At 45.1% G+C, this 13,210-nt stretch carries 11 protein-coding genes; 7 read left to right on the top strand and 4 right to left on the bottom strand.

Annotation, left to right across the window (positions count from 1 at the left end; translation table 11 throughout):
- Window positions 1–55 precede the first annotated feature (55 nt).
- The 6 genes from CALK_RS07535 to CALK_RS07560 all read left to right on the top strand — a co-directional run bounded on the left by CALK_RS07535 (window position 56) and on the right by CALK_RS07560 (window position 6,705).
- Entirely contained in the window at window positions 56–1,270 is a 1,215-nt protein-coding gene (locus tag CALK_RS07535) for an argininosuccinate synthase (protein WP_022637081.1), read from the top strand.
- Between the two features lie 121 nt (window positions 1,271–1,391).
- Entirely contained in the window at window positions 1,392–2,633 is a 1,242-nt protein-coding gene (locus CALK_RS07540) for a response regulator (RefSeq protein ID WP_022637082.1), read from the top strand.
- Complete coding sequence (locus CALK_RS07545) at window positions 2,630–3,829, top strand: response regulator (protein ID WP_022637083.1); 1,200 nt, start codon at window positions 2,630–2,632, stop codon at window positions 3,827–3,829. The genes CALK_RS07540 and CALK_RS07545 overlap by 4 nt, the downstream gene beginning before the upstream one ends.
- Window positions 3,822–4,730: a response regulator gene (locus CALK_RS12230; RefSeq protein ID WP_022637084.1), complete on the top strand. Its 909-nt coding sequence runs from the start codon at window positions 3,822–3,824 to the stop codon at window positions 4,728–4,730. The genes CALK_RS07545 and CALK_RS12230 overlap by 8 nt, the downstream gene beginning before the upstream one ends.
- Before the next feature lie 3 nt (window positions 4,731–4,733).
- A complete protein-coding gene (locus tag CALK_RS07555; RefSeq protein ID WP_022637085.1) occupies window positions 4,734–5,663 on the top strand; it encodes a flagellar assembly protein A in 930 nt (309 codons plus the stop codon).
- The gene (locus CALK_RS07560; protein WP_022637086.1) at window positions 5,632–6,705 is read left to right on the top strand and encodes a FapA family protein; all 1,074 of its coding nucleotides are present in this window, start codon (window positions 5,632–5,634) and stop codon (window positions 6,703–6,705) included. The genes CALK_RS07555 and CALK_RS07560 overlap by 32 nt, the downstream gene beginning before the upstream one ends.
- Here the strand turns inward: CALK_RS07560 and CALK_RS07565 are convergent.
- A complete protein-coding gene (locus CALK_RS07565) occupies window positions 6,681–8,813 on the bottom strand; it encodes a transglycosylase SLT domain-containing protein (protein ID WP_022637087.1) in 2,133 nt (710 codons plus the stop codon). The genes CALK_RS07560 and CALK_RS07565 overlap by 25 nt on opposite strands.
- A 76-nt stretch (window positions 8,814–8,889) precedes the next feature.
- On the opposite strand from CALK_RS07565, the gene CALK_RS07570 reads away from it, so the two are divergent.
- The gene (locus tag CALK_RS07570) at window positions 8,890–9,399 is read left to right on the top strand and encodes an NUDIX hydrolase (protein ID WP_022637088.1); all 510 of its coding nucleotides are present in this window, start codon (window positions 8,890–8,892) and stop codon (window positions 9,397–9,399) included.
- 117 nt (window positions 9,400–9,516) lie between these two features.
- Here CALK_RS07570 and CALK_RS07575 read toward each other — a convergent pair whose 3' ends face one another.
- The 3 genes from CALK_RS07575 to CALK_RS07585 all read right to left on the bottom strand — a co-directional run bounded on the left by CALK_RS07575 (window position 9,517) and on the right by CALK_RS07585 (window position 13,183).
- The gene (locus CALK_RS07575) at window positions 9,517–10,464 is read right to left on the bottom strand and encodes a lysylphosphatidylglycerol synthase transmembrane domain-containing protein (protein ID WP_022637089.1); all 948 of its coding nucleotides are present in this window, start codon (window positions 10,462–10,464) and stop codon (window positions 9,517–9,519) included.
- 110 nt (window positions 10,465–10,574) lie between these two features.
- On the bottom strand, window positions 10,575–11,546 hold the full coding sequence (locus CALK_RS07580) for a tetratricopeptide repeat protein (RefSeq protein WP_022637090.1): 972 nt from the start codon (window positions 11,544–11,546) through the stop codon (window positions 10,575–10,577).
- A complete protein-coding gene (locus CALK_RS07585) occupies window positions 11,540–13,183 on the bottom strand; it encodes an NAD+ synthase (protein ID WP_022637091.1) in 1,644 nt (547 codons plus the stop codon). Before CALK_RS07585 ends, CALK_RS07580 begins: the two co-directional genes overlap by 7 nt.
- Between the last annotated feature and the right edge of the window lie 27 nt (window positions 13,184–13,210).

Below are 13,210 nucleotides of genomic sequence, written 5' to 3' on the forward strand. Positions count from 1 at the left end.
TCGCTTTTTTTATAACTACAGCTCAATAATTGAAATAGATAAAAAGGAGACACCTATGGCAAAGCAAAAATGTGTTCTCGCCTACTCCGGTGGGTTGGATACATCTGTAATGATTCAGTGGCTGATTGACACCTTTGATTGTGAGGTTATTGCCGTGTGCGGTAACCTGGGACAAAAGGATGAGCTTGAAGGGCTCGAAGAAAAGGCCCTGAAAACCGGTGCGGTGAAGGCATATATTGAGGATTTGCAGGAAGAATATATTACCGACTACATATACCCTGTTTTAAAAGCAGGAGCAGTATATGAAAACAAGTATCTTCTTGGAACAAGTCATGGTCGCCCTCTTATTGCAAAGCGTATGGTGGAGATTGCCCGCAAAGAAGGCGCAACCATGGTAGCCCATGGAGCCACGGGAAAAGGGAATGATCAGGTTCGTTTTGAGCTTACCTTCATGGCCTTAGCTCCCGATCTCACGATTATTTCTCCATGGAAAGATGACCGATGGACCCTCACGTCTCGTGAAGAGTGTATTGAGTATGCGGAAGCGCATAATATTCCCCTTACGGTATCAAAGGAGAAAATCTATTCCGAGGATGCAAATATCTGGCATATCAGCCACGAAGGAGGCGAGCTCGAAGATCCGGGAAATGAACCCCTCGATACTGTTTATACAAAGTCTACTCTTTTGGAGGAAGCCCCTGATACACCAGAATATGTGGAGATTGACTTTGAAAAAGGTGTTCCTGTTGGTATCGATGGTGAACGGATGAGTTCTGCCCTTGCTCTTGTGGAAAAATTGAACAACCTTGGAGCAAAACACGCTATTGGGCAAATTGATATTGTTGAAAACCGTTTGGTCGGAATTAAGTCTCGTGGTGTCTATGAGACTCCCGGTGGGACAATCCTCTATGCAGCACACCAGAATCTCGAAGAATTGACCTTAGATCGAGATACTTTTCATGAAAAGCAAAAGCTTGCCTTAACCTATGCCGACCTCGTGTATGATGGAAAATGGTTTACCCCACTTCGGGAAGCTATTGATGCCTTTGTTGATTCTACGCAGGAGAGTGTTACTGGGAAGGTCCGTCTGAAGCTTTACAAGGGAAATATTGTTCCGGCCGGTGCGTGGTCGAAGAATTCTCTATATGTCGATGAACTTGCTTCCTTTGACGATGTTGAATTGTATGATCAAAAGGATGCCGGTGGGTTTATTCGGTGCTTTGGCCTTCCCATGAAGGTTGAAGGAATGCGTCATCGTAAGGAATTGTAATACTACGGTCTGTCACCCCCCCCAAAAAAAAAGGAAGTGAGTCACTTCCTTTTTTTTGCTTGTCTCTTCCCTGCTGATACGGTATAATTTTTATTAGTAGGGTTGTTTGTGTGAGGCATGCATGCGTTTTCTTATTGTAGATGATGATCTGCTCATATGTGAGAATCTTCAGCGTATATTACAGGAAAAAGGCTTTTCCGTAGATTCCTTTACGTCATCCCGTGAAGGCCTTGCGTTTCTGCAAACCCTTTCTTTGCATGATTACGTTCTCATTTTACTTGATTTTAATATGCCGAAACTTTCCGGAGGAGAGTTTCTGCAAGAGTTGTCCCGGTTAGACCGAAAATATCACACCTATGTTATTATGATGACCGGCGCCTTTGATAGCGATGAGAAATTAGTACAATCACTGCATGCGGGGGCCGATGATTTTCTCCAAAAACCGTTTCAATTTGCCGTGGCAGAGGCGAAAATATCTGCAGGAGTGCGGTCCTTTGAATTGCGTCGGCAAGTAGATATCCATACAAAGGAGTTGCAGGAAAAAAATGAAGAACTCCGACGGTCCTATGCAGAAATCTCCCGGACGCAGGCACGATTGGTCCAACAGGAAAAAATGGCTTCCTTGGGAGAATTAGCCGCAGGTATCGCTCATGAAATAAATAACCCCCTCGGTTTCATAAAAAGCAATCACGAAACCCTCTTTGAATATCGCGATTGGGTTGAAGCGCTTATCGCAACGCTTCGAAACGGCAATGGGTTACCCGTAGAAGATGCCAGAGAACTTGATTTTGTCCGTGCTGATGCCGATACGCTTTTGCGAGAAAATAGAGAGGGGATTGAGCGGATTGAGAATATTGTCAAAAATATGAAGCACTTTGCACGGTATGATAAAGAGCGAATTATGGAGCTCCATGATGTGCGTGATCTTATTCGTAGCACCCTTGTTATAGCACGAAATCGAATTAAATATATTGCCGATATCCGTCTTGATCTACAGGAGGTTCCCTCTGTTCCTCTTGTGGCTGGTGAGGTTAATCAGGTTCTTCTGAATCTCCTTATTAACGCCGTACAGTCTATAGAGGAGAAGGGCGGGGAGAGTGGGAGTATTACCATTCGCACCTTTGCCGAGTCTTCTTCGGTGGTGTGTGCCATTACCGATACGGGGACCGGTATTGCTGAGTCTGATGAACGTCGGGTCTTTGACCTTTTTTACACTACGAAAACAGCACGTGGGGGGAGCGGTCTTGGCTTGAGTATTTCCTACGATATTATCGTCCAAAAACATGGTGGCGATATGTGGTTTGAATCGGAGGTTGGAGTGGGTACAACTTTTTTTATTGCCCTTCCTATGGGGGATTCATGAAAAAAAATATTCTCATTGTCGATAGTGAAATTAATATTATTCACTCCTTACAACGTTGTTTTCGTTCTGAGGAGTATGAGCTGGAGTCGGCTCAAACACTCTCTGATGCTGAAGAGGTTTTAGATCGTTTCTCTCCCGATATGCTTATTATCGATATCACCATTGATCATATGCATGGACGACGATTTATTGCGGATACAAAAATGCTGTATCCCTCTCTCCTTGTCATTGTTTTAACAGCCTATACAGATGAAAATACGGCCATAGAGTGTGTCACTGATAACCTTGCAAAATTATACATTCCAAAACCGTGGGACAATACCCTTCTTCGGCAGAAAGTGTATTATCTCTTTAAGCTGTATGACGATATGCAACACTCTGTTGCCATAGAGGTGCTTGCGGACAATTTTGACTTGATGGAATTGCCCCGCAGTTATATCAAGATACATTCCATGATTATGGAAGATCGTGATATGGAAGATATTTCAGCGGAGGTGGAAAAAGATCCAGTACTGTCTTCAAAGCTTCTCTCCTTGGTAAATACGGCATTTTTTGGTCTTTCTATTTCATCGGTGCGTAAGGCGGTATCATACCTTGGGCTCGATGCCCTTGAAACCGTTCTTCTTTCTATAAAACTCTTTGATACCTATACTGCGGAAGATTGTTTGTCTTCGGATATGACAGATATTTGGGAGCATTCAAATCAGGTAAACTGCCTCTTTTCATATCTTTACTCTCAGCTTATGGGAGAAAAGCCCCCCGAAACCTACTCTGTGGCAGGATTACTCCATGATTTAGGGAAGATTATTATGATGAATATCGATTTTGAGAAATATGAGTATTGCTATGGCGGTGAAACCAGTTTTGGCGCTTCTCGGGAGTGTGAACGCCAATTTTTTGGAATTGGTCACGAAGAACTCGGTGCCTTTGCCATGGACTGGTGGAATCTTCCACAAGAACTCATAGAAACGGCCCTGTATCACCATGAACCGGAAAACAGAAATGTCACTGACCCGGTTGCCATAGGGCTGATTCACGTGGCTGATCAGCTTTCATCTCATATACATGCAGGTACCCTGGATGAGTTTTTTTCATCTGAGCTACCTCTTTGTTCACTCTTTTCTGTTTCCAAGGAAAAACTCATAACCATAGTGGAACATTTTCTCTGTGATGAAAGCGAGGGGTATCATGGGTAAGATTCTTTTTGTTGATGACGAAAAAAGTATCCTGAATTCTTTAAAGCGGGTCTTCTTTGGATTATCTCAGTATGAGCCGCTCTTTATGGATGATCCAGAGGATGCCCTTGAGTGTGTTCGTGAAGGAGGCATACATGTGGTGGTTTCGGATATAAAAATGCCACAGATGTCCGGGATTGCCGTACTTGATGCGGTACGGGAAATTGATCCAGATATTGTTCGTATTGCTCTTTCTGGTAATGCGGAGATGCAGGATATCATAGAAGCCGTTAATCGGGGTGATATTTGGCGATATATTGATAAACCCTGGGATCGGCAAAAACTATTAATGACCATGAAAAACGCCCTTGAGTTATTCGATAAGAAAAAGGAGAGCAAACGTCTATTTCTTGCCTTGGAGGAGAAAAAGAGTGAGCTGGAGAAAATTAATCGTAATCTTGAATCCATGGTTGCCATGCGAACAAAGCTTCTTGAAGAACGAACACGCATTATGAACCTCATTATTAATGATGAACCCTTGGAGACGGTTTTTCGTGCAGTTGCAGAAAATCTTGTGTTTTTTGGGAAGGCACGGGTAGTACAAATAAACTCACCATATTTGGAGGCTACCTTTATATATCCTGCGGACGCACAGGTTGATCAGGTGGTAACTGAAGGGGAGTTTAATAAGGCTGGGTTTTCTGTGCAAGGTGACTGTACGGTAGTCTCTCGTTTGCGGAAGAACCGGAAAAATCTCGGATATCTTATGCTGAAAGATATTGACAAGAAAGATATTTCCGAACTATATCCCATTATTGAAACCTTTGCAAACTTAGTTATTATTTACTTGTATCAACAAAAAACTCTGGCAGATCTTCCTCGGGTCTTGCAGCAGTTGGATTCTATTATAGAGTCGTCTTGACCGATGAACCTGAGCACACAGATTCGTATAGAAGTGTCAAAAGATGCAACACGGTCGTATCTTGTTGATTTCCCAGGCGATGCCATGGTGGATGACGTGTATCGTCGTTTACAAGATTTGCACATTGTCCATGGCATTATCGATGAGAACATCTCCCAGGTTCTCATGGGAAAACCCTTTACCGCATACCCTATTGCAGAAACAGAAAATAGGGATAGGGCGGTCTCTTTTCCTCATACTACGGAGGGGGTTTCTGCAGATAAGATGTTCCATTATTGCATGAGTATTCGTACCTCCATACTGCATAAGGAGGTGCCCCATGTGTCTCATACTCCCCGTTTTTATCAAGTGGGAGAAGAAGTTTTTTCTGTGCTGCTCTACACCGAAGAATCAGACCTTTACGGAAGGCCTTTGTGGCCGGAGCCACCGCAACGGCTTTTTGCAACAGATGGGTCTCTAGAAATGCATGAAGAGGGGGATCGTCTTCGCTTCTTCGCGGTTACTCCGGGATATCTTGCAGCGGAAGAACAGGGTCGCATAAGCCTGTTGCTCCCATTTGAAGATCGTGAGGAGAAACTGAAACGCTACTGTGTTATTCTTCCCAATACGTTGGGGGCAGAGAAGTTGTATGAATATCTACAGGAACAGCGAGATTCTTTTGTTGCAGAGTATGAGGTAGACTCACCGCCCTTTATTTCCTCTGAAGCGTTTCAGTCTATTGTTCGTGGAGAACAGGTGAAAACGGTGTTAGTGTATCGGGGGAAGGCAAAAAAAGATGGATGTGACGGGGGGATTCGCTTTACCGTGGAGGAGGAGCATTCCAAGGAGGTTTTACCGTCACATGAACGGGTAGATATGAAGTCGTTTTGTTCGTATCTTATGGTAAAACAGGGAGAAATAGTTGCAGAAAAAAGTGCTCTCTTCTGCGGGTGAAGATGGTATCGATGTTGATGGCACGCGTATTCGGGCATATCAGGGTAAGGATATGGCCTTTCGAATACTGGATAATATTGCAGCCGAAGAGGATCAGGGGCGTATCATATATCGTGCTGAGAAGACAGGGATTCTCATTACTGATACTCGTTCTGTCTCTGTTGTTGAGGAGCTTGTCATTACGGGAGATGCGGGTATTGAAAGTGGCAATATTCGGTACGAAAAAGATGTGATCATAAAGGGAAACCTCTGCAGTGGTTACTCAGTGGAGAGCGGAGGGAATGTCTCTATTCAAGGCAATATAGAAAACGGAGGTATTGTTCGCTGTAAGGGAAATCTCTACATCGGAAATGGTCTTTTTGGAGAAAATAGCGATATTTCTGTGCAGGGTAATTGTGAGGTTGGTTTTGTACAGGATAGTGCCATGATGGTTGAGGGGAGTATTCAGGTTCGTAATTTTGTATGGCAGAGTGCTCTTTTCTCCCGCGCGTATATTACGGTGATGGGCAAGAGTATGAAGGGGAGTAATACCAGTGTGGTGGGGGGGCGGTTGATTGCCATGAAGGGGATGGACCTTGCTTCTGTTGGTTCATATAACGCTGATACAACACTTTTTTGCGGATATAACCCTTCTTTGGAAATACGGGAGCGTCAACTACAGAAGCTTGTGAAACGCTTGGATACTCTTCTCTTACGTGTTCAAAACAGTTGTCCTGTTAATTTGCATGATACAGAGATGATTCGTCGTATGATTGTATTAAAGCCACAAATGGCAGGGGAGATTCGAAAGAAGTTAATGCAACTTCGCGACCTTCTTGCTAAAAAAAATCGGGCTGAGCAAGCAATTGAACAAACACGACAGGAAATGCTGAGCAATGAGAGTCATCTTGCTATCTATATTCGGAAAAAAATAGTTCCCGATCTCATTGTTCGTATGAAGAATGAACGCCGTGTTTTTTCCTGTGAGGCAACAGGAATGGAGATCTATCTTACGGGATCAGGAATTCATTGTAAAAGCTACGATGGGTCTCTTTCTCCATAGAGGGCTCTATAGGTCCAATAATTACCTAATACTTTCTTGACATAATCCCGTGTTTCTGAAAAGGCGATAAATTCGACAAAGAGATATTCATCATCAAGAATTGCCTCATTGCGTCGAACCCATCGTTGTACGTTGTGGGCACCTCCGTTATACGATGCTAAGGCTTTCACTTTGCTTCCATCCCACTGTTCAAGGCGTTTTGCTATGTAATAGGTACCGAAGTCGATATTGATAACAGGATTAAACAACATGTTTCGAGAAAAAGGGCGTCCTAACTCCCGAGCAATTTGTTGCCCCGTGGCAGGCATGATCTGCATAAGCCCCAAGGCACCCACGGGGGAACCAATGGTTTCATGAAAGGTGCTTTCTTGACGCATAATAGCGGGGATCAGATAGGGAGATACGGAAAACTGAGCACTGGCGAGGCTTATTTCAAAGGGGTACACCTGTGGATAATACCGTTCAAGAAGACCACGGGGCGCATCTCGGCGAATGGAGAGGGGAACCCGATAGTACAGGTTCCTCATAATTCTGTATGATTCATGATACTCTTCCATAAGCATGTAAAGATCGGAAAGGCTTAGGAGTGTTCCATGATTTGTTCCTGATTGAAGAGTGAGGGGTTCAATGATAAAATAGGTCTCGTCGGAAAAACCAAGTGATCCTAAGCGTAAGGCATGCTCAAAACGTGCATTTTCCTCAGGGGCTGTAGAACCTTGTCCTTGTCGATTCAACCTTTGTTTCCATCGATCGGTGGTATCAAAGGAGAGTTCCTCAGTTTCCAGTTCTTTACGCGCAATCCATGCATAGTAATGAGTGGGATCAGTAGAGATGGCACGCTCATAATATTTTTCGGCATTTGCCCTGTCTTCAAGGGCGGCATATGATCGTCCGATCCAGTAGTAGCCTCCAGGGTAGAGCGGAGATGAGCGGAATTGACGACAGAAGGTTTGATACTCTTCTATGGCTTTTTCGTAGTTACCCGTGCGAAAATGAAGCAGTCCCACTCGGAACGCAGCATCATCTCCAAAGCGGCGATCGGGTGTGGTGTTGCGAATTTCTGCAAAGGCCTCTCGTGCCGCGTCAAAATCACCGCGATTCTCTTTTTGCCACGCCATGTACCAGATGATGCTATGGCTTCGTGCACTGGTGGGGTAATAGGAAACATGTTTGTTGTACCACTCATTGGCCGCATCTTGATTGCCCAAACTGCGATATGACCGGGCCATACGGTAGAGAATCTCTGAGTTATTCCCATGGTTTTCATAATATTCCCGGCCCCAGCGCAGGGTGTTACTCCAGTTTTCTAAGTGATAGTTTAGAAGAGTACGATGGTGCAAGTACTCCTTGTCTGTGACGCGGCGAGAAAAGTCATCACGACGCAGGGCGTAGTGAAGCCAGCGGCTTGCGGAGCGATGAAGCCCCTGTTCCATGAGGTCTTTTGAGATATGAAATGCCGTGTCAGGGGTAATTTCCCCCTGTACCCTGGTTGTGTCTAGGGCTTGGAGATATGACCGTAAGGAAGATTCAGCCACCGCTTTTGTACGGTTGGAGTGGTAGTTTTCCCCGGTAATACCAGTCTCTCTGATTACGACAGGCCAATTGGTTTTTTCAGGGATTGGTACATCTTCGCCATGAACAAGGCGACGCCAATGCAGTATCCAATTAATGCGCCCAATATGATGTTCATGGGCTTGGGCAAGAGAGTCTATTTTGCTGAAGAGAAAAAAGCGATAGGACTCTATGTCAGTATAATGTGCTGCTTCGCGATAGTAAAGAATTGCCCGTTTCCACTCCTCTTGATCGACATAGATATCCCCCATGCGACGAAATGCAAAGGGTTTGTAGGGGCTGTCTGTGAGTATAACCTTATCAAGGTACTGCATGGCCTTTGCAATATCCCCTTCTCTTCGGCGAAGCTCTCCCATCTTAAGATAAAAATACGTGGAGTCTTCATATTCAATGGAGCGGAATAAGGAGTCTGCACGGGAGAATTCTCCTGTCACAAGATAGGTATTTCCACGGCATTCTGGTATCTCATCAAAGGAGATCAGGTGTGCCGTGACCGTGCAGGCAAAGAGTATATTACAGAGAAGGGTTATCTTCATGTTGTACTCCTCATGAGTAGATGTTCTTTGTAATATAACTACGACTATGTTCATTTTGCAAAAAGGAAAAAATCAGATGAATTTTTTTACACAGTATGCAAAAGCAGCACGATGGAAGAAGAAGATAGATCGCTCACTCTGTCGTTTTGTTGGTGCTGATGTGCGTGCCTCGCACAGAAAAAACGATGGCTCACTTCTTTTTGCATATGTTGAATCACATGTGCTCTCGCCACAGGGACAAACTCTTCCGGGCATTCTTTTTCTACGGGGCGATGCGGTGGTTATTGTACCACATATTATTTGTAAAGAAGAGGGAAGGTCTTTCTTTCTCATGGTGAACCAGCGTCGTATTGCTGATGGGGAAGTTCATTGTGAATTTCCTGCAGGAATGCTTGATGATGAGGTGGACAATCCCCGTGGTGTTGCCTGTCGTGAGTTGGAGGAGGAGACAGGGATGTGCATCGGTGCAACAGATCTCTTTTTATTGCACCATAAGCCTCTTTTTACCAGTCCGGGAGGAAGTGATGAGGCCGTATGGTTTTTGGTGTCACCCAAGAACTTTCCCGTCGTGAGTGCCGTGCTTTAGACAAGCGGAACATGGGAAATACTATGGAAGGAGAGGTTATTCACACAGAGCTTGTTTCACCCCAAGCGGTTATTTCCCGTGCTGTGTCATTGCAGGTGCTCTGTGGCTACCAGTTGTTTAGATCTTTCTTTGAGAACGTTGCAGGAGAATCTCTCCAAGATAGAGTGCTCCTCCCCCAAGAGCAACAAAGAGGGTCGCACTATAAAACAAGGCCGCAAAAGCCATAACTTGCGACACCGTGAGGTGCGGAAAAAACAGCAGGAACGTATACTCTCGTACACCGGCACCGTTTATGGTGAAGGGAATAAAGGTAAGCACTGTAATTATGGGGAGCACCATGAGCAAGTCGAGAAAGCCCATGGGGGCACCAATGAGAGCAAAGATGTAAAAGCTAATGCCAACCAGGAGAAGAAAAATACTGCACCCTAAAACAATGGTTAATGTAAGAATACCAGGGCAGCAAAGGTAGTGGCGAAGGCTTTTTTGCATGGTGGCGATAATCTTTTGCGGGCGAACCCACGTGGCGGGAAGGAGCTTCTTATGCAAAGGAAAAAATAGAAAGAGGATAGATACTCCCAGCAGTGGATAGATGAGCACAAATATGCGTTGTGCCATGGGGGGGAGGTCTCGGTGAAGATCGGGAGAAAGTATCAATGAGAGTGCTCCCAGGGCTGCAAGAATTACAAATCCCATGGCTCGGGCAAATAGTACCGACGTTGCTGCGTCAATTTTGGCTGTTTCATTTTGGGCAAGACGTGCTCCCTTAATAATATCCCCGCTTGCTGCAGAAGGAAGTATGGATTGAAAGAAAAATGCCGAGAAGTGAATACAGAAAAGACGGGCAAAGGACACCTGTCGTAAGGCCGTTTTTCGTAATATGCCATACCACTTGACTACATGGAGAAACTGCATGAGAAACACAAGCATGATGAGTGACAGGAGTTGGAGAAAAGAGATTCCTCGAAGTGGTGAAATAATATCTTCTGAACTTGTTTGTCCGAGAAGTATTGCAAGGAGAGTTATGGTGATAAGGAGTTTTACGAGGGTTGGTGTTTTACCCGTCATGGCGGAATTTCCTGGTAAAATGATGTCTGAGAGCTGGGGAGAGTGTACTGATGCTCTGATATGGTTGTAGTGGTGTATTCTGTATCGCGTGGAGATGGTTTTCGAGTATTCTATAGGTTTTCACGAAGGTTCCTCAAGGTTTCTCGATGTTTTTGCACCCATTCAATGCGCGCTTCATACTCAGAGGGAGAGTGTGAGAGTGCTTGACGAATTGTTTCTGCCGCTTGTGTTGTGTTTTCCTGTGCCATATAACTGCGGGAGATAATAACAGCAGCAGAGAGTATATCAGCTAAGTTTCGGGGTTCACGATGGGTCGCCTTCGTAATAAGTCTATAGCCCTTTTCAAGGGCTACCGTATAATTTCCCATATGATACGCAGCATTTGCCGCTGCACGAAGCATGAGTGTGTTGTGGGGGTATGTTTCCAGGGCCCGTTGTATCAGGGTGTATGCAGTGGTATACTCCTGTCGATCGTAATAAATCCAAAAGAGATTTTGCAAGGTAAACAAATGATGGATTGACGATGATCGTCCCAAGGAGTGTAACGTCTCAAGGGGGACCTTGGGATTTCCCGTGAAGGGTACCCATCGAAGAGAAGTGGCGCTGTAATATTCATAGAGTGCACGCGCTTCAACAAGGGGGTGTGGGGTAAATCCTTCTTTTTCCAGTTCACGCATGAGGTTGATTCCCCTGCGGCTTGCCTGTAATCCCCGTAGGGAACGCCCCTGTTTGAGATAGTGAAGTCCCTGCATGGAGAGAATGGAAGCTTTATAGAAGCGTTCGTCCTGGGTTGGGTCGGGAATATGCGCAAGGTGTGTGCGGGCTTTTTTGCAGAGCCCATGGAAAAAGGTTGACTCCGGGATGAACGATTCATAATCAATAATGCGTGCATTTTCAATGCTTACCAAATAGTACAGAGAATCGCTCGTACCCAAGGATTTTTCTGCAACCATATTTCGTGCACGTTCGTACTCTTGCTGCAGTAGATAATCGTATAAGAGGGAGTCCTGCGTGGACTCCATGGGGCCGGCCCAAAGGGGATTGAAGAGTATCCCCAGAAGTATGACGGAGACAATTACCATTCGTATTTGCTGACAATGGGAAATCGTCGTCCCATGCCAAAGGCTTTTGGGGTTACCTTTAATACTGGCGGAGCTTGGCGACGTTTATATTCATTTATTTGTAACGAACGAATTATCCAGTGCACAATTTGAGGGTCTATGCCTTTACTGATAAGATCTTCGCTTGACTGATCTTCTTCCAGCAAGGCAAAGAGCACTTCGTCAAGAAGATCGTAGGGAGGAAGGGTGTCCTGATCAAGTTGTTCTTCTCGTAATTCTGCTGAAGGGGGCTTGCTAAGGGTGTTTTCCGGGATACATTCTCCCATGGTGTTAAGGTGGTGTGCAAGGGCAAAGACTTCTGTTTTGTACAAGTCTGCCAATATGGAAAGAGCACCGTTCATATCGCCATAGAGCGTACAGTATCCCACGGCCATTTCGCTTTTGTTTCCCGTATTCAGTACAAGGGCCCCAAACTTATTTGCAAAGGCCATAAGAAGGGCCCCTCGAATCCGTGATTGTACATTTTCTTCTGCTGTATTTGGTGGAAATTCGGAGAAGTGAGGAGCGAGTTCCTCTTCAAAGGCGGTATGAATCTGGCCAATACTGATTTCTTCCATGGAGATACCGAGATTAGAGGCAAGGCTGCGTGAGTCATCTATCGATCCGGGGGATGAGTATTTTGAGGGCATGGTAATGCCCCGCACATTTTCTTTTCCTAAGGCTTGCACAGCAAGGGCTGCTGTGACTGCAGAGTCAATTCCTCCAGATAGGCCAATGAAGGCATGCGTAAAGCCGCTTTTAGAGAAGTAGTCTTGAATACCCAGTACAAGAGCTTGGCGAAGCTCTTCGTAATCATCTGTACGACTTGTGTGGATTGGTACCGTGTCTGTATCATTCATATCAACTATTTCAAGGGCTTCTTCAAAAAAGGGAAGACGGCTCATGCAGACACCATGGGCGTTAACTGCAGTGGAACCGCCATCAAAGATCAGTTCATCATTTGCGCCTACTGTATTTACCAAGATAAAGGGGATCTTTTCAGAACGGGCGTGATCTTGTATTACGCGAAGACGCTGCTGCGATTTGTTACGGTAATAGGGAGATGCTGAGATATTGATGATGAGCTCTGCGCCACATTTTTTAAGCTCGTGTACGGGGTTTTGCTCATAGGTAAAGGAGTGGGTGTTTCGTGCCCACATATCTTCACAAATGGTGATACCGATGCGTGTATCCTTAAAAACAAAGGTGCCGTGTTCCGAGGCGGGTTCAAAGTATCGATGCTCATCAAAAACATCATAGCTGGGGAGGAGGCTCTTGTGCTGAGCAAAGAGTATCTTGCCGTTCATGATACACACTGCTGAATTATAGAGTGCTCGTCCGTATGGACCGGTATTGGGGAGTATCGCTCCGGTGATAAGTGCTTTTTCCGGAATGCTTTTTGAGAGCATACACAGCCGATCCAGGGCGTATCCTGCTTGCTGAATAAACCACGTATGATCAAGGAGATCCCGTGGAGGATAGCCGGTGATAAAGAGTTCGGGAAACACAAAGAGATCGGCCCTGCGATAATTTATATTTTCGATGATTGCTTCGGCTTTTTTAAGGTTTCCCTCAATATCTCCGACAATGGGATTGAGTTGACACAAGGCAATTTTCATATGTATATACATCCCTGTTGGTTTTTA

Origin of the sequence: Chitinivibrio alkaliphilus ACht1 (assembly GCF_000474745.1) — a bacterium.
Taxonomy (GTDB): domain Bacteria; phylum Fibrobacterota; class Chitinivibrionia; order Chitinivibrionales; family Chitinivibrionaceae; genus Chitinivibrio; species Chitinivibrio alkaliphilus.